The following is a 17,032-nucleotide window of genomic DNA, read 5'->3' as shown; positions in this document are numbered from 1 at the left end:
TTCTCAGTCCACCGTCACGTAGTCGGGACCGGAGTACCGTCCGGTGGTCAGCTTCTGGCGCTGCATCAGCAGGTCGTTGAGCAGGCTGGAGGCGCCGAAGCGGAACCAGTGCGGGCTCAGCCAGTCGTCGCCGAGGGTCTCGTTGACCATCACCAGGTACTTCATCGCGTCCTTGGTGGTCTTGATCCCGCCGGCGGGCTTCACGCCGACCTGGACGCCGGTGGCCGCGCGGAAGTCGCGGACCGCCTCCAGCATCAGCAGGGTGACCGGCGGGGTCGCGTTGACGGCGACCTTGCCGGTCGAGGTCTTGATGAAGTCGGCGCCGGCCAGCATCGCCAGCCAGGAGACGCGGCGCACGTTGTCGTACGTCTGCAGCTCGCCGGTCTCGAAGATCACCTTGAGGTGGGCGGAGCTGCCGTCGGGGCGGCGGCAGGCCTCCTTGACGGCGACGATCTCGTTGTAGACGTCCAGGTAGCGGCCGGAGAGGAACGCGCCCCGGTCGATCACCATGTCGATCTCGTCGGCGCCGGCGGCGACCGCGTCGGCGGTGTCGGCGAGCTTGACCGGGAGCGCGGCGCGCCCGGCGGGGAAGGCGGTGGCGACGGAGGCGACCTGGATGTCGGTGCCCCGGAGCGCCGCCTTCGCGGTGGCGACCATGTCCGGGTAGACACAGATCGCCGCGACGCGGGGGGTGGTCGGGTCGGTGGGATCGGGGGTCCTGCCCTTGGTGCACAGAGCGCGCACCTTGCCGACCGTGTCCGCGCCTTCCAGCGTGGTCAGGTCGATCATCGAGATGGCCAGGTCGATGGCGTACGCCTTGGCCGTGGTCTTGATCGAGCGAGTACCGAGCGTGGCGGCACGCGCCTCCAGGCCGACCTGGTCGACACCGGGCAGGCCGTGCAGGAAGCGACGGAGCGAGGCCTCGGACGCCGCGACGTCCTCGAGACCGCTGCCCGCGACGCCGGGGGCATTGGCTGCAAGAGTGGACATAGTCACCACACCAGCATATCTACGCGCGTAGTCAACCGCCAGGGGCGCCACGCATCGATGCCGGACCGAGATCTCCGCGCCGTCTCCGCGCCCCGGGAACCCCAACCGTCACCCCTGTGGATCGCGCGGGCCATGGGGCAGAATCGTCGACATGACCGAATCCCACGGCGGGCCCCGACCGGGCCCGGCCGGTTCCGATGGGGAGCCCGTGTACGCCGAACGCGTGTACCGCTCCGTTCCCGGCGTGATCTCCGGGGTGCTGTTGCTGGCCGTCGCGGCCTGGCTGATCGGGGACGCGGCCCTCAACGGCAGCGGCAAGACGCCGTGGGTGTCGCTGGCCGCCGTCCCGGTGTTCGTCCTCCCGGTGATCGCCTACACCCTGCGCCCGGCCGTCCGGGCCGACGAGCGCCGCCTGGTCGTCCGCAACCCGCTGCGCACGATCATCGCGCCCTGGGCCGCCGTGGACGCGCTGCGCGCCGGGTACTCGGTCGAACTGCTCGCCGAGGGCAAGAAGTACCAGGTGTGGGCGGTGCCGGTGTCGCTGCGCCAGCGCAAGCGCGCCGCCCGGGCCCGCGAGCGCGGCGGGCAGACGCACAGCTCCCGTCTCGGCATGGTCTTCGGTGCGGGCGGGACGCCGTCCGGGGTCGGGGTCCAGGGCTCCACGGACCCGAACCGGGCCTGGTCCGACCAGGTGGTCGGCGTTCTCCAGGACATGGCCGAGCGCAACGCCTCCCGCCCCGACGCGGCCGGGCCGATCGAGGTCCGCTGGTGCTGGTGGATCATCGCCCCCACCGTGGCCGGCCTGATCGCCCTGATCACCGTGATCGCGGTCTGACCGACCCCTGGCGCACGAGGAGGGCCCGCCGGCACTGCCGGCGGGCCCTCCGTCGTTCCCGGGGGCGTCAGCCGTCGATGCCGGCGGCGGCCGCGAGGTCCCGCTTGACGGTGGCGAGCAGCTCGGCGGCCCGGGCGCGGGTGTCCGCGAGGTCGGCGGCCGAGGCGACCGGGAGGACGACCTCCAGGTAGCACTTCAGCTTGGGCTCGGTGCCCGAGGGGCGGACCACGATCCGCGCCGAGCGGACGGCGTCGCCCGCCAGGTAGTAGCGCAGGCCGTCGGTCGGCGGCAGCTCGGCGGACCCGGCGGCGAGGTCGTCGGCGCGGGCCACGGTGAGCCCGGCCAGGGTCGTCGGCGGCCGCTCGCGCAGGGTGCGCATGGCGTCGGCGATGACCGAGAGGTCCTCGACCCGGACGGACAGCTGGTCGGTGGCGTGCAGGCCGTGCTCCAGCGCCAGGTCGTCCAGCAGGTCGGTCAGGGTGCGGCCGGAGCGCTTGAGGGTGGCGGCGAGCTCGGCGACCAGCAGGGCGGCCGTGATGCCGTCCTTGTCGCGCACGCCCTCCGGGTCGACGCAGTAGCCGAGCGCCTCCTCGTAGCCGTAGCGCAGGCCCCCGGCGCGGGAGATCCACTTGAAGCCGGTGAGGGTCTCGGCGTAGCCGAGCCCGGCGGCCTCGGCGATCCGGCCGAGCAGGGTGGAGGAGACGATGGTGGTGGCGAAGGTGCCGACGGCCCGCTTGGAGACCAGCGCGGCGCCCAGCAGCGCGCCGACCTCGTCGCCGCGCAGCATCCGCCAGCCGTCCCCGCCGTCGGCCGGGACGGCCACCGCGCAGCGGTCGGCGTCCGGGTCGTTGGCGATGACGATGTCCGGGCGGGCCTCGGCGGCGGTGCGGAAGGCGAGGTCCATCGCCCCCGGCTCCTCCGGGTTGGGGAAGGCGACGGTCGGGAAGTCCGGGTCCGGCTCGGCCTGCTCGGCGACCACGGTGGGGGCGGGGAAGCCGGCCCGGTCCACGGCGGCGAGGAAGGTGTCGCGCCCGACGCCGTGCATCGGGGTGTAGACGATGTCGAGCTCCCGCGCGCTGTGCGGGTCGACGATCGACGCGGCGCGGTCGAGGTAGGCCTCGACGACGGACTCGTCCACCGTCTCCCAGCCGTCCGCGGCGAGCGGGACCTCGGTCAGCGAGCCGATCGCGTCGATCTCGGCGGCGATGCCGGCGTCCGCCGGGGGCACGATCTGCGAGCCGTCGCCCAGGTAGACCTTGTAGCCGTTGTCCTGCGGCGGGTTGTGGCTGGCGGTGACGGTCACACCGGCGGCGGCGCCGAGGTGGCGGACCGCGAAGGCGAGCACCGGGGTGGGCAGCGGGCGCGGGAACAGCAGCGCGCGCAGGCCGGCGCCGACCACCACGGCGGCGGTGTCGCGGGCGAAGTCGTAGGACTTGTGGCGGGCGTCGTAGCCGATCACGACGAGGTCGCCGAGGCCCTGCCGCTTGACGTACGCGACCAGGCCGGCGGCGGCCCGGATCACCACGGCGCGGTTCATCCGCATCGGGCCGGCGCCGAGCTCGCCGCGCAGGCCGGCGGTGCCGAACTGGAGGCGGTCGGCGAAGCGGTCGGCCAGCTCGGACCAGGCGAGCTTGGCGTTGGCGTCGGCGTCCGGGGTCTCGGCGTCGGCGAGCAGCGCGGCGAGCTCCTCGCGGGTCTGCGGGTCCGGGTCCTCGGCGAGCCAGGTACGGGCCCGGGCGAGGAGGTCGGTGGTGGTTGCCTGCGTCATGGCTGCAGCTCCATCGGGAAGTGCGTCGGTGGTCGGCCGGGAGGTGGCTCCGGACCGGGCCGGACCGGGCCCGGCGGGTCGGGCGGTGCCGGTCGTACGGGGCGGTGCCGGTCGTACGGGCGGTGCGGGAGGCACGGGGCGGGGCAGGGAGGTGCGGGACGAAACGTACGGCGTGCCGGCGGCGGGAGGCGGTGTCCGGCGCCCCCGGGCGGCGGCGTGTCGGGCCCGGGCACGCGGACGGGGCCCGCGGGCGGCTGTGATCACCGGATCACGCCCGTCCGCGGGCCCCGTCGCTCATGCCGCTGTCGCCCGGCGTCAGATCCGCTCGAGGACCTTGGCCAGCAGCGCGCCCATCCGCTCGGCGGAGGCCTTGCCGGCCTCCAGCACCTCGGCGTGGTTGAGCGGCTCGCCGGTCATGCCGGCCGCCAGGTTGGTGACCAGGGAGATGCCCAGCACCTCGGCGCCGGCCTCGCGGGCCGCGATGGCCTCCAGCGTGGTCGACATGCCGACCAGCTCGCCGCCGATCACCCGGGCCATGTTGACCTCGGCCGGGGTCTCGTAGTGCGGGCCGCGGAACTGGACGTAGACGGCCTCGTCGAGGGTCGGGTCCACCTCGCGGCAGAGCTCGCGCAGCCGCTTGGAGTAGAGGTCGGTGAGGTCGACGAAGTTCGCGCCGACGATCGGGGAGTCCGCCGTCAGGTTGATGTGGTCGCTGATCAGGACCGGCTGGCCGGGGACCCAGGTCGGGCGCAGACCGCCGCAGCCGTTGGTCAGCACGATGGTCCCGCAGCCGGCCGCGGCGGCGGTGCGCACGCCGTGGACGACGGTGGCGACCCCGTGGCCCTCGTAGTAGTGGTTGCGGCCCAGAAAGATCAGGGCCCGCTTCTCGCCGATCCGCACCGAGCGGATCGTGCCGGCGTGACCGGCCACGGCGGCGGCGGGGAAGCCCGGGAGGTCGGTGACCGGGAACTCAGCCACGGTCTCGCCGAGGGCGTCGGCGGCCGGCACCCAGCCGGAGCCCATCACCAGGGCGACGTCGTGGCGCTCGGCACCGGTCAGCTCGCGCAGGCGCTCGGCGGCGGCCTGGGCGGCGGCGTAGGGGTCGGCGGAGACGACCGACTGAGGAGATGCGTTCACACGTCCGAGGATAGACGGGAAATGGCTACGCGCGTAGAAAATCCTGGTACGACGTGCCGGATCGTTACCCGGATGGCGTGAACGTACAGCTCCGGGGCGGCGGAAACGCGCCGCGACCCGGAGCAATCTCCAAAGAGGTCTCAGCAGGGACGGCGGCGCAGGTCCAGCACGTAGTCGTCGGGGGCGCCGGCGCTCTCCGCCGCGTCCGCGATCAGGCCCAGGTAGCGGGCCGCCGGCAGGCCGCCCTCGTAGTCGTTCAGCACGTACGTCCAGACCGGCACGTCGCCGTCCAGGGTCTGCGCCCGGAGCCGGGTCTTGCGGTAGATCCCGAGCTGGACGCCCTCCCAGCGGTCCAGCCCCTCCTCGTCCATCGGCGACACGTCGTACAGCGAGACGAAGACCTGGTCCTTCTCGTCCTCCACCACGGTGGCCAGCGAACCCTCCCAGCCGAGGTGCTCGCCGCCGAAGGTCAGCCGCCAGCCGGACAGCCAGCCCGTGCCGCGCAGTGGCGAGTGCGGGGCGCGGCGGGTCATCTGCCGGGCATCGAGGTTGGTGGCATACGCGGCGTAAAGGGGCATGGGGCGAAGCCTACGTTCACCGGCCGATCCGACAGAAGCCCCGACCCCGGCGTGGCAGTGCTCCCGGCGTGCGGGACAATGGGTGACGTGACTCGGATCGTGATCATCGGTGGCGGACCAGGCGGCTACGAGGCGGCGCTCGTCGCGGCCCAGCTCGGCGCGGAGGTGACCGTCGTCGACCGCGACGGCCTGGGCGGATCGGCGGTGCTCACGGACTGCGTGCCGTCGAAGACGCTGATCGCGACGGCGGAGGTGATGACGACCTTCGACAGCTCGTACGAGGAGCTCGGCATCATCGTCGCCGACGACACCCCGCACATCGACAGCCCGGCCCGGGTGGTCGGTGTCGACCTCGGCAAGGTCAACCGCCGGGTGAAGCGGCTGGCGATCGCGCAGTCCCACGACATCACCCAGTCCGTCACCCGGGCGGGCGTCACCGTGCTGCGCGGCCGGGGCCGGCTGGGCACCGGCGGGCAGGCCGCGGACGGCTCCCGCGAGGTGCTGGTCGACGCCCCCGACGGCAGCGTGCAGTCCGTGCGCGCCGACGCGGTGCTGATCGCCACCGGCGCCCACCCGCGCGAGCTCCCGGACGCCCAGCCGGACGGCGAGCGGATCCTGACCTGGACCCAGGTGTACGACCTGGAGGAGCTGCCGCGCGAGCTGATCGTGGTCGGCTCCGGCGTCACCGGCGCCGAGTTCGCCGGTGCCTACCAGGCGCTGGGCTCCCGGGTCACCCTGGTCTCCTCGCGCGACCGGGTGCTGCCGGGCGAGGACCCGGACGCCGCCGAGGTGCTGGAAGAGGTCTTCCGCCGCCGCGGCATGAACGTCATGAGCCGCTCCCGCGCCGAAACGGTCAAGCGGATCGGCGACACGGTCGAGGTCACCCTCTCCGACGGCACGGTGATCGAGGGCACCCACTGCCTGATGGCGGTCGGCTCGATCCCGAACACCGCGGAGATGGGCCTGGAGGAGGCCGGGGTCAAGCTCAACGACTGGGGCCAGATCCAGGTCGACCGGGTGTCGCGCACCTCCGCCCCCGGCGTGTACGCGGCCGGCGACTGCACCGGCGTCTTCATGCTCGCCTCGGTCGCCGCCATGCAGGGCCGGATCGCGATGTACCACGCGCTCGGCGACGCGGTGCAGCCGCTGAACCTCAAGACCGTGGCCTCCAACGTCTTCACCGACCCCGAGATCGCCACCGTCGGCTACACCGCGGCCGACGTGAAGTGCGGCAAGATGGACGCGGTCGAGGTCAAGCTCCCGCTGCGCGGCAACCCGCGCGCCAAGATGCAGGGCATCCGGGACGGCTTCGTGAAGCTCTTCTGCCGCCCCGGCACCGGCATCGTGGTCGGCGGCGTGGTCGTCGCCCCGCGGGCCAGCGAACTGATCCACCCGATCGCGCTCGCGGTGGACGCCAATCTGACGGTCGAACAGGTGGCCAGCGCCTTCACCGTCTACCCGTCGGTCTCCGGCTCCACCGCCGAGGCCGCCCGCCAGCTCCACATCCGCAAGCGCGACGCCGGCGAATCCTGAGCCTCCGGCGCCCAGTTGAGGGCGGTCGCCGTTCGGCGGCCGCCCTTCGCGCGTCCGGGGGCGTCACCCGGACGGCGGGCGCAGCCCCGGCGTACCGGCGGCGCGAATTGTACGGTCACGCGCCGCTCGGGCGTGAGCAATTCCCGCTACTAGCAGCAAACGCCTGAAAGCAGACGGTCACGCAGGTTACCGTCGGTTCTGTGTTTGCAGCAGAACGTCGCCAGTTGATCCTCGAAATGGTGCGCGCCAACGGAGCCGTCTCGCTCCGGGAGTTGGCCCGCGTCGTCCAGACCTCCGAAGTGACCGTGCGCCGCGACGTACGGGCACTGGAGGCAGAAGGGCTCCTCGACCGCCGGCACGGCGGCGCGGTGCTCCCCGGCGGCTTCAGCCGCGAACCCGGCTATCCGCAGAAGACCCACCTCTCCGCCGCCGAGAAGAGCGCCATCGCCGATCTCGCCGCCGGACTGGTGGAGGAAGGCGACGCCGTGGTGGTCGGCGCAGGCACCACCACCCAGGAACTCGCCCGCCGACTCGCCCGGGTGCCCGGGCTGACGGTGGTCACCAACTCCCTCCTCGTCGCCCAGGCGTTGGCGCACGCCAACCGGGTCGAGGTGGTGATGACCGGCGGCACCCTGCGCGGTTCCAACTACGCCCTGGTCGGCAGCGGTGCCGAGCAGTCGCTGCACGGGCTGCGGGTCACCAAGGCCTTCGTCTCGGGCAGCGGGCTCACCGCCGAACGCGGGCTCTCGACGACGAACATGCTCTCCGCGAGCGTGGACCGGGCACTGGTGCAGTCGGCCGCCGAGGTGATCATCCTCGCCGACCACACCAAGCTCGGCGCGGACACCATGTTCCAGACCGTCCCCACCGAGACCATCACCCGGCTGGTCACCGACGAGCACGCCACCGCGGACGACGCCACCGCCCGTGAACTGGACGCGCTCGCCGACTGCGGGGTGCAGATCGACCTCGCCCCGCTCGGTGCCCCGCCGTCCGGGGACGCCCCGGTCCACGGCACCGGCAGCGGCCCCGTCCACCAGACCCAGCCCGGCCCGCTGGTCCGCCGCAGCGCGGCGCCGCCCGGCGGGGCCCCGCTGCCCGGCCAGCGGCGGCCCGGCACCCACGGCGGTCCCGGCGGTCCGGGCGGTCCCGGTGGACCGCTGCCGGTCAGACTCGCCGAACTGGGCCTGCCGCGCGGGCGTTGAGGCCCGCGGGGCGGGGCCGCCGGCCCGGCTCACCGCACCGCGCACCACCGCACGGCCGCCGAAAACGTGACCGGTCCGCACACCCGAGGGTGTACGGACCGGCGGCGGACCTGTCAGTGCCCGATCGGGCCCGGAATCAGTCCTTGATCTCGCAGAGCGCCGCGCCGCTGGAGACGCTCGCACCCACCTCGGCCTTGAGGCCGACGACCGTGCCCGCCTTGTGCGCGTTCAGCGGCTGCTCCATCTTCATCGCCTCCAGGACGACGATCAGCTCGCCCTCGGCGACGACCTGACCCTCCTCCACCGCGACCTTCACGATGGTGCCCTGCATCGGCGAGGCCAGCGTGTCACCGCTGACCGCCGAACCGGCCTTCTTGGCACCGACCCGGCGCTTGGCCTTCGCGGCCCCCGCACCGGCCGCCGGAGCGGCGGCGACGCCCAGCGAGGACGGCAGCGAGACCTCGATCCGCTTGCCGCCGACCTCGACGACCACGGTCTCCCGGCCCTCCGCCTCCTCGCCCTCGCCGGCCGCACCGGCGAACGCGGGGATCGTGTTGTCGAAGTCCGTCTCGATCCACCGGGTGTAGACCGTGAACGGCCCCTCGCTGCCGTGCACCTCCGGCGCGAACGCCGGGTCGGTCACGACCGCCTGGTGGAACGGGATGGCCGTCGCCATGCCCTCGACCTTGAACTCGGCCAGCGCACGCCGCGCCCGCTCCAGCGCCTGCTTGCGGTCCCGGCCGGACACGATCAGCTTGGCCAGCAGCGAGTCCCAGGCGGGGCCGATGACCGAACCGGTCTCCACGCCCGAGTCCAGCCGGACGCCCGGGCCCGACGGCGGCGCGAACAGCGTCACCGTGCCCGGCGCGGGCAGGAAGTTGCGGCCCGGGTCCTCGCCGTTGATACGGAACTCGAAGGAGTGACCCCGCACCTCCGGGTCGCCGTAACCGAGCTCCTCGCCGTCCGCGATCCGGAACATCTCCCGGACCAGGTCGATCCCGGTGACCTCCTCGGTGACCGGGTGCTCCACCTGCAGACGGGTGTTGACCTCCAGGAAGGAGATCGTGCCGTCCACCGCCACGAGGAACTCGCAGGTCCCGGCGCCCTCGTAGCCGGCCTCCTTGAGGATGGCCTTCGACGCCCGGTACAGCTCGGCGTTCTGCTCGGGGGTCAGGAACGGCGCGGGCGCCTCCTCGACCAGCTTCTGGTGCCGGCGCTGCAGCGAGCAGTCACGGGTGGACACGACCACCACGTTGCCGTGCTTGTCCGCGAGGCACTGGGTCTCGACGTGCCGCGGGTTGTCCAGGTAGCGCTCGACGAAGCACTCGCCGCGACCGAAGGCGGCGACCGCCTCCCGGACCGCCGAGTCGTACAGCTCCGGGATCTCCTCCAGGTTGCGGGCGACCTTGAGGCCGCGACCGCCGCCGCCGAAGGCCGCCTTGATGGCGACCGGCAGGCCGTGCTCCTGGGCGAAGGCGACGATCTCCTCGGCCCCCGAGACCGGGTCCGGCGTACCGGCGACCAGCGGGGCACCGGCGCGCTGCGCCACGTGCCGGGCGGTCACCTTGTCACCCAGGTCGCGGATGGCCTGCGGCGGCGGGCCGATCCAGGTGAGGCCCGCGTCGAGGACGGCCTGGGCGAACTCGGCATTCTCCGACAGGAAGCCGTAGCCGGGGTGGACGGCGTCCGCACCCGAGTCGGCGGCGGCCTGGAGGACCTTGGCGATGTCCAGGTAGCTGGTGCCGGGGGTGTCGCCGCCCAGCGCATAAGCCTCGTCGGCCGCGCGGACGTGCAGCGCATCCCGGTCCGGCTCGGCGTAGACGGCGACGCTGGCGATACCGGCGTCCGAGCAGGCCCGGGCGACGCGGACAGCGATTTCCCCGCGGTTGGCGATGAGCACCTTGCGCACTGTGGCTCCCTTCTTGAACCTCGTTGAGTTTATGGATTCCTGGGCAGTACCGGCGAGTAGCCCCAGGTTGTGAACTATCCCACACAGAGGGTGATGCGCCCGGACGGGTGGTGGGCGGCCCGACGGGAGTATGTGCAGGTGATGGCGCATACGGCCTGGGTGGTGCGGCGACTGCGCTCGGTGACGGGGCGGCGTGGCGGCGCGGAGGGTCCGGCGGGCCGGGTGGCACCTGCCGGCGGCGCGCGTGCCGTTCAAGGAGTGGGGGCGGATGCGGGGGCCGGGCCGGGAGCCGGCGCGGGTGCTGTTGCGGGTGCCGTTGCGGGTGCGACCGCCGGCGTGCTTCCGGGAGCGGTTCCGGCGATGCTGTCCGGACCGCCCGGGGGCGTCGGTGCGCGCTCCAGGGCCAGGGTGGTGACGTCGGCGACCTGCTCGACCACGTCCGGGCCGTAGGCGCCCGGGTTGACCACCTTGAGCAGCAGGGCGAAGGTGCCGTCCGTGCCGTACCGGCGGACCAGCCGGCGGTGGTGGGCGACCAGGTGGCGGACGCCGGCGTGGTTGGCGATGCCGGTCTGGCCGGAGATCAGGAAGACCGGGCGGCCGTGCCCGGGCGTGGCCAGCCGGGCGAGCAGGACGTACTCCCCGGCTTGGAGGTCGGCGGCGTACGACCGGCCGCCGATGGTGATGGTGTTGTCCCGCACCACCTGGTCGTTCGAGATCACGACCCCCGGCAGGCCCCAGGCGAGGTGGGCGGCCATCCGCTCGTTGGAGACGGGGCCGCCGAAGCAGAACTCGGTCTTGGCGCCGAGGCCGCGCGGGGCGGCGTCGTGCGCGACCAGGTCCGTGTGCGCGCCGCACTCCTTCACCAGGGCGGCCAGTTCCATCAGCGCGTAGGCGTCGCGCCGGGTGACCGTCCGGGGGTGCGCGCCGGTGCCGATGCTGCGGTTGACCACGATCAGGCACTCGCTGCCGGCGGGCAGGCCGAGGAACTCCCTGGTCCGTTCCAGCCGGCGTCTTCGGCGCAGGCTCTGGCCGAGCCAGCCGAGGACGGCACTGATCGCGCTGGCCACCAGGCCCAGCAGGACGTTGAGCAGACTGTCGGTCATCCGCTCGCCATCTCCCCCGTCGGTTTGGAGCGTCGGCGCCGTCCGGGCGCTCCTCTAGCGTGCATCACATCGGATTGTCGGCGGGGCAGATGGCGACAATTGTGCCGCTCTTTGGCGCGTGGGCGACGCCCCGGCGGCGCTCCGGTGGCCGACTCCCGGCGCGCGGGAGACACCCCGGCGCGACCCGGTCCGCGGCGTGCGCGGGCCCGTCGTACCCGCAGGGTCCGGTGCGGACAGGGGTGCGGGGCCCGGCACGGGTGCCGGGCCGGTCACCCGTCAGACCCAGAGGTCGGTGATCCGCACGCCGAGTTCGGTGAGCAGTCCGCGCAGCAGCGGCAGCGAGAGCCCGATGACATTGCCCGGGTCGCCGTCGATGCCCTCGACGAACGGGGCCGAACGGCCGTCCAGGGTGAACGCCCCGGCCACGTGCAGCGGCTCGCCGGTCGCGATGTACGCGGCGACCTCGGCGTCGTCCGGGGTGCCGAACCGGACGGTGGTGGAGGCGGTGGCGGAGGCCTGCCGGCCGGTGGTGGTGTCGATCACGCAGTGGCCGGTGCGCAGCACGCCGGCCCGGCCGCGCATGGCCTGCCAGCGGGCCAGTGCCTCGGCCTCGTCGGCGGGCTTGCCGAGGGCCTGGCCGTCCAGCTCCAGCACCGAGTCGCAGCCGATCACCAGCTCGCCCCCGGTGAGGGTGACGGCGACAGCCTCGGCCTTGGCCTCGGCGAGCACGAGGGCGAGTTCGGCGGGGGTGGCGGCGGTGAGGGCGTCCTCGTCGACGCCGCTGACCACCACGCGCGGGTCGAGGCCCGCCTGACGCAGCAGCCCGAGCCGGGCGGGGGAGGCGGAGGCGAGCACGAGGGAGCGGCGGTCGGTCATGCCACCAGGGTAGAGGGCTGCTCCGGGCGGTCGTTCCGCGGTCGTCAGACCATCAGCAGGACGGCGATCACCAGCGCGAGGACGGCGAGCACATGACCGGCCCGGTGCAGCCGTCGCTGCATGCGCCGGGCTTCCGGGGAGGGCTCGTCGCGGGGGTCTGACCAGAGCATCGTTCCAGGGTGCGCCCCCGGTCGGCGGGGCGCCTGAGTACGCGTACTCAGCTTTCGGGGCAATCCGGGCCCGCAGCGGGAGCGGGAAGCAGGTGCGCGAACGGCCGCCCGGCACTGCGGCGGGCAGTGCCGGGCGGCCGTGGCGAGCGTCGCTAACCGGCCCAGCCGGAGGTGCGCCAGGCGTTGACGCCGGGGCGCGGGGTCGCGCGCAGTCGGCGCGCGCGGTCGTTCCAGGCGGAGTCCGGGCCGTCGCCCGCGCGGCGGGCCGCCTCGGCGGCGGCCTGCGCGGCGGCGGCCCGGGACTGGACCACCGCCAGGACGGTGGCCAGCTCCTCGGGGGTCGGCTGCCCGTGCAGCACGTGGATCGGGGCCATGCTCAATCCTCTCGCGTTCCTCCTGGGAGGAGCCACTACAGCGGAATGTTGCCGTGCTTCTTCGGGGGCAGCACCTCGCGCTTGCCGCGCAGCGCGCGCAGGCCGCGGACGATGTGCCGGCGGGTCTCGCTGGGTGCGATCACCGCGTCCACGTAGCCGCGCTCGGCCGCCAGGTACGGGTTGAGCAGGGTGTCCTCGTAGGAGGCGATCAGCTCGGCCCGCTTCTCGTCGGCGAGGCCGGCCGCGTCGGCCTCGGCGATCTCCCGCCGGTGCAGGATGTTGACCGCGCCCTGGGCGCCCATCACGGCGATCTGCGCGGTCGGCCAGGCCAGGTTGAGGTCGGCGCCGAGGTGCTTGGAGCCCATGACGTCGTACGCGCCGCCGAATGCCTTGCGGGTGATCACGGTGATCAGCGGGACGGTCGCCTCGGCGTAGGCGTAGATCAGCTTGGCGCCGCGGCGGATGATGCCGTCCCACTCCTGCTCGGTGCCGGGCAGGAAGCCGGGCACGTCGACGAAGGTGATGACGGGGATGTTGAAGGAGTCGCAGGTGCGGATGAACCGCGCGGCCTTCTCACTGGCGGCGATGTCCAGGCAGCCCGCCAGGTCCATCGGCTGGTTGCCCACGATGCCGACCGGGTGGCCCTCGACCCGGCCGAAGCCGGTGATGATGTTGCCGGCGTAGAGCGGCTGGGTCTCCAGGAACTCGCCGTCGTCGAGCACGTGCTCGATCACGTGGTGCATGTCGTACGGCTGGTTCGCCGAGTCCGGCACCAGGGTGTCGAGTTCGAGGTCCTCGTCGGTGACGGACAGGTCCGCCTCCTCCGGGAAGGCCGGCGGGTCGGAGAGGTTGTTGGAGGGCAGGTACGAGAGCAGGCTCTTGACGTACTCGATCGCCTCCTTCTCGTCCGCCGCCAGGTAGTGCGCGTTGCCGGACTTGGTGTTGTGGGTGCGCGCGCCGCCCAGCTCCTCCATGCCGACGTCCTCGCCGGTGACGGTCTTGATCACGTCGGGGCCGGTGATGAACATGTGCGAGGTCCGGTCGGCCATCACCACGAAGTCGGTGATCGCGGGGGAGTAGACCGCGCCGCCCGCGCAGGGGCCCATGATCAGCGAGATCTGCGGGACCACCCCGGAGGCGTGCACATTGCGGCGGAAGATCTCGCCGTACAGGCCGAGCGAGACGACGCCCTCCTGGATCCGGGCGCCACCGGAGTCGTTGATGCCGATGACCGGGCAGCCGGTCTTCAGCGCGAAGTCCATGACCTTGACGATCTTCTCGCCGAAGACCTCGCCGAGCGAGCCGCCGAAGACGGTGAAGTCCTGAGCGAACACGGCGACCTGACGGCCGTCCACGGTGCCGTAGCCGGTCACCACGCCGTCGCCGTACGGCCGGTTCTTCTCCTGGCCGAAGTTGATCGAGCGGTGCCGGGCGAACTCGTCGAACTCGACGAAGGAGTCCTCGTCCAGCAGCTCCACGACACGCTCGCGGGCCGTCAGTTTGCCCTTGGCGTGCTGCTTCTCGACCGCCTTGGCGGAGCCGGAGTGCACCGCCTCGTCGATCCTGCGCCGGAGGTCGGCGAGCTTGCCGGCGGTGGTGTGCGGGTCGTGCGACGCCTCGGTCATTCCGGTGGCTCTCCCTGATCCTGGGCCGCTACCTGTTTTCGGTGGCGCGGGCCGGGTGGGGGCGGCGCGGACGAGGGGTGCAGGGCGGCACAACGAACTACCGTTGGGTAGCGTAGCCAGCGCGGAGGGCCCGGCGTAATGTCCGGCGGTTATGGCCAGCGCCACAGTGTCGTCGGTGCCCGTTCCGGGAGACGATGGGACGGCGTACGGCCTCCCGGCCACAGCCCTAAGGTGAGCCGCATGACCTCCGACACCCCCCGCCGCAGTGGACTGCGCGGCCTCGGCCACGCCGGACCGTCGCCGTGGACCGACCTGGACCGCCCGCCGCTGGACGCCGCCACGCTCCGCCGGGACCTGGTGCGCCCCGGTGGGCTCTGGACCTCGCTGGACGTCGTCGAGGAGACCGGTTCCACCAACACCGACCTCGCCGCCCGGGCCCGCGCGGGCGCCCCGCAGGGCGCGGTGCTGATCGCCGAGTCGCAGAACTCCGGCCGCGGCCGGCTGGAACGGCAGTGGACCGCGCCCGCCCGTTCCGGCCTCTTCCTCTCCCTCCTGCTTCGCCCGGACGAGGTACCCGTCGAACGGTACGGCTGGTTGCCGATCCTGGTCGGCGTCGCCGCCGCGAGCACCCTGAGCCGGGTCGCCGAGGTCGAGGTCGGCCTGAAGTGGCCCAACGACCTGCAGGTGGAGGTCGACGGCGCGGAGCGCAAGGTCGGCGGCATCCTGACCGAGCTGGGCGGCGGGGCGGTGGTCGCCGGTCTGGGTCTCAACGTGTCGCTGCGGGCCGCCGAACTGCCCGTCCCCACCGCCGCCTCGCTGGCCCTGGCCGGCGCCGCCGTCACCGACCGGCCCACCCTGCTGCGCGCGCTGCTGCGCGAGTTCGCCGAGCTGTACGGGGAGTGGACGGCCGCCGGCGGGGACCCGCACACCAGCGGCCTGCTGCGCGCGTACGCGCAGCGCTGCACCACGCTGGGCCGGCCGGTGAAGGTGCTGCTGCCCGGCGACCGTGAACTGATCGGCGAGGCGGTCGCGGTGGACGGGGCCGGGCAGCTGGTGGTCCGTACCCCGGACGGCGGGCGGCGGGCGGTCGGCGCGGGGGACGTCGTCCATGTGCGCCCGGAGCCGCGCGACGGGCGGTAGCGGGGCTGTCCGGGCGGCGCGGTGCGGGGCGGCGACGGCGGTGCGGGGCGGAGCCCTGTTCCGGACCCCGCGCCGGGCGGGTCGCGCGTCGTGCGCCGGGCGGGTCACCGTGCCTCTCCTTACCTCCCCTTGACTCGGGCGGATGCCCCGGATCGCGCGATTCCGTGCGAACATTCCACCTGGCAGCAGTGTGAGGCGCGCCACTGCCCGAACGGGGGCGGCCGGCCCGCACTGGCACGACACGAGGCGAGTGCGGCGACCGCACGGGGACGGACCGGTGGCAGAGGACGGCAGCAACGGCGGCGGCGACGGCGCCGACGGCAACGGCGGCCCGGCGGGCTCCGACGACCAGACCGTCGCCCTCGACCTCGAACGCCTGATCCTGGACGCGCCACGCCGCTACACCCCCTACCAGGCCGCGCGGGCCGCCGACGTCCCGATGGAACTGGCCACCCGCTTCTGGCGGGCGATGGGCTTCCCGGACATCGGCCAGTCCCGGGCGCTGACCGACGGCGATGTGATCGCGCTGCGCCGGCTGGCGGGCCTGGTCGAGTCGGGCCTGCTGAGCGAGTCGATGGCGATCCAGGTGGCCCGGTCCACCGGGCAGACCACGGCCCGGCTCGCGGGCTGGCAGATGGACACCTTCCTGGAGAACCTCACCCAGTCCGTCGAGCCCGGTCTCACCCGGGCCGATGTCGCCTACCCGCTGGTCGAGCTGCTGCTGCCGGAGCTGGAGCAGTTCCTGGTGTACGTCTGGCGGCGGCAGCTGGCCGCCGTCACCGGCCGGGTGGTGCAGGCCGCCGAGGACAACGAGATCACCAGCGGCCGGCTCGCGGTGTGCTTCGCCGACCTGGTCGGTTTCACCCGGCTGTCCCGGCGGCTGGAGGAGGAGGAGCTCGGCGAGCTGGTCGAGACCTTCGAGAACACCTGTTCCGACCTGATCGTCGGCCGGGGCGGCCGGGTGATCAAGACGCTCGGCGACGAGATCCTCTTCGTCTCCGAGGACCCGGTGGTCGCGGCCGGGATCGCGCTCAGCCTGATCGAGGCGCTGGCCGAGGACGACACCATCCCCGCCCTGCGGGTCGGCATGGCCTTCGGCACGGTCACCTCGCGGATGGGCGACGTGTTCGGCACCACGGTGAACCTGGCCAGCCGGCTCACCTCGATCGCGCCCAAGGACGCGGTGCTGATCGACGGCGAGTTCGCGGCCGCGCTGGAGCAGTACGGCAGTGTCGCGCCGGCCGGGGAGGACGGGTCCGGGCTGGCCGACGCCCTGTCGGTGGCCGCGGGGATGCCGCCCACCGGGCAGCACGGGCCGCTGCCGGAGGCGGGGCACCGGTTCAATCTGCAGCCGATGTGGCGCCGCCCGGTGCGGGGCCTCGGACTGGTCGAGCCGTGGCTGCTCTCCCGGCGGCCGCACGGCGAGTAGTACGCGGCGAGCAGCGCGGCCGGGGCGGGCCCGACGGCCGTCCGGAAGTCGGCCGGAAGCCGTCCGGAAGCCGTCCGGAAGCCGTTCGGCGGTGGTTCGGCGCCGCCCTGTCGCGGGCCCGTCGCCCTCCGGGCCCGGCTCCCGTCACAGCCCGCCACCGGTCCTGTCGCTGATCCCGTCACCGCCCCCGTTGCCTCGTCACCGTCCTACGGGCGGCCCGTCGCGCCACGCCGAACGGTTGAAGGCCGCCCGGTCCGGTGAATCCCGACTCCCAAACGGGGCATAACCGAACGAAACCGCCATAGTCTTGGTGCAGGCGCTCCGGTCGGGCGGTCGGAGTGGCGAACCGTCGGGCGGGTA

General features: G+C 73.4%; 15 protein-coding genes. 5 read left to right on the top strand and 10 right to left on the bottom strand.

Features of this window, described 5'->3' with window-relative positions; genetic code table 11:
- Positions 1 to 3 precede the first annotated feature (3 nt).
- Positions 4 to 990, bottom strand: coding sequence for a deoxyribose-phosphate aldolase (deoC, locus tag OG715_RS17905; RefSeq protein ID WP_266269793.1), 987 nt, complete (start codon positions 988 to 990; stop codon positions 4 to 6).
- Between the two features lie 151 nt (positions 991 to 1,141).
- Here deoC and OG715_RS17900 point away from each other — a divergent pair, with 151 nt between their 5' ends.
- Positions 1,142 to 1,825 (top strand): PH domain-containing protein, encoded by a 684-nt coding sequence (locus OG715_RS17900; RefSeq protein WP_266269792.1) that lies wholly within the window; start codon positions 1,142 to 1,144, stop codon positions 1,823 to 1,825.
- A gap of 67 nt (positions 1,826 to 1,892) precedes the next feature.
- Here the strand turns inward: OG715_RS17900 and OG715_RS17895 are convergent, their stop codons facing one another.
- From OG715_RS17895 to OG715_RS17885, 3 genes are all read right to left on the bottom strand, one after another.
- On the bottom strand, positions 1,893 to 3,593 hold the full coding sequence (locus tag OG715_RS17895; protein ID WP_266269791.1) for a phospho-sugar mutase: 1,701 nt from the start codon (positions 3,591 to 3,593) through the stop codon (positions 1,893 to 1,895).
- Between the two features lie 315 nt (positions 3,594 to 3,908).
- The gene (locus OG715_RS17890) at positions 3,909 to 4,730 is read right to left on the bottom strand and encodes a purine-nucleoside phosphorylase (protein ID WP_266269790.1); all 822 of its coding nucleotides are present in this window, start codon (positions 4,728 to 4,730) and stop codon (positions 3,909 to 3,911) included.
- Between the two features lie 140 nt (positions 4,731 to 4,870).
- Complete coding sequence (locus OG715_RS17885; protein WP_030393425.1) at positions 4,871 to 5,308, bottom strand: gamma-glutamylcyclotransferase; 438 nt, start codon at positions 5,306 to 5,308, stop codon at positions 4,871 to 4,873.
- Positions 5,309 to 5,386: 78 nt separating this feature from the next.
- Between OG715_RS17885 and OG715_RS17880 the strand changes: the two genes are divergently transcribed.
- Both OG715_RS17880 and OG715_RS17875 read left to right on the top strand, forming a co-directional pair.
- A complete protein-coding gene (locus OG715_RS17880) occupies positions 5,387 to 6,841 on the top strand; it encodes an NAD(P)H-quinone dehydrogenase (protein ID WP_266269789.1) in 1,455 nt (484 codons plus the stop codon).
- A 236-nt stretch (positions 6,842 to 7,077) separates the two neighbouring features.
- Positions 7,078 to 8,046 carry a DeoR/GlpR family DNA-binding transcription regulator gene (locus OG715_RS17875; RefSeq protein ID WP_407661116.1) on the top strand — a complete coding sequence of 323 codons (969 nt, stop codon included), beginning with the start codon at positions 7,078 to 7,080 and terminating at the stop codon, positions 8,044 to 8,046.
- Positions 8,047 to 8,182: 136 nt separating this feature from the next.
- On the opposite strand, the gene OG715_RS17870 is transcribed toward OG715_RS17875, so the two are convergent.
- The 6 genes from OG715_RS17870 to OG715_RS17845 all read right to left on the bottom strand — a co-directional run bounded on the left by OG715_RS17870 (position 8,183) and on the right by OG715_RS17845 (position 14,103).
- Positions 8,183 to 9,955 carry an acetyl/propionyl/methylcrotonyl-CoA carboxylase subunit alpha gene (locus OG715_RS17870; protein WP_266269786.1) on the bottom strand — a complete coding sequence of 591 codons (1,773 nt, stop codon included), beginning with the start codon at positions 9,953 to 9,955 and terminating at the stop codon, positions 8,183 to 8,185.
- Positions 9,956 to 10,206: 251 nt separating this feature from the next.
- Positions 10,207 to 11,058 carry a hypothetical protein gene (locus OG715_RS17865; RefSeq protein WP_266269785.1) on the bottom strand — a complete coding sequence of 284 codons (852 nt, stop codon included), beginning with the start codon at positions 11,056 to 11,058 and terminating at the stop codon, positions 10,207 to 10,209.
- 276 nt (positions 11,059 to 11,334) lie between these two features.
- Positions 11,335 to 11,934 carry a nucleoside triphosphate pyrophosphatase gene (locus OG715_RS17860; protein ID WP_266269784.1) on the bottom strand — a complete coding sequence of 200 codons (600 nt, stop codon included), beginning with the start codon at positions 11,932 to 11,934 and terminating at the stop codon, positions 11,335 to 11,337.
- A gap of 44 nt (positions 11,935 to 11,978) precedes the next feature.
- Entirely contained in the window at positions 11,979 to 12,104 is a 126-nt protein-coding gene (gene mmpB / locus OG715_RS17855; protein ID WP_255360215.1) for a morphogenic membrane protein MmpB, read from the bottom strand.
- A gap of 152 nt (positions 12,105 to 12,256) precedes the next feature.
- Positions 12,257 to 12,478 carry an acyl-CoA carboxylase subunit epsilon gene (locus OG715_RS17850; protein WP_030393431.1) on the bottom strand — a complete coding sequence of 74 codons (222 nt, stop codon included), beginning with the start codon at positions 12,476 to 12,478 and terminating at the stop codon, positions 12,257 to 12,259.
- A gap of 35 nt (positions 12,479 to 12,513) precedes the next feature.
- On the bottom strand, positions 12,514 to 14,103 hold the full coding sequence (locus tag OG715_RS17845; RefSeq protein WP_266269783.1) for an acyl-CoA carboxylase subunit beta: 1,590 nt from the start codon (positions 14,101 to 14,103) through the stop codon (positions 12,514 to 12,516).
- Positions 14,104 to 14,343: 240 nt separating this feature from the next.
- Between OG715_RS17845 and OG715_RS17840 the strand changes: the two genes are divergently transcribed.
- Positions 14,344 to 15,243, top strand: coding sequence for a biotin--[acetyl-CoA-carboxylase] ligase (locus OG715_RS17840; RefSeq protein ID WP_266269782.1), 900 nt, complete (start codon positions 14,344 to 14,346; stop codon positions 15,241 to 15,243).
- A 277-nt stretch (positions 15,244 to 15,520) separates the two neighbouring features.
- Entirely contained in the window at positions 15,521 to 16,672 is a 1,152-nt protein-coding gene (locus OG715_RS17835; protein ID WP_266269781.1) for an adenylate/guanylate cyclase domain-containing protein, read from the top strand.
- The last annotated feature ends 360 nt before the right edge of the window (positions 16,673 to 17,032 follow it).

Origin of the sequence: Kitasatospora purpeofusca, from assembly GCF_036010405.1 — a bacterium.
Classification (GTDB): Bacteria; Actinomycetota; Actinomycetes; order Streptomycetales; family Streptomycetaceae; genus Kitasatospora; species Kitasatospora purpeofusca.
This window is presented reverse-complemented; position numbering and strand designations above follow the sequence as displayed.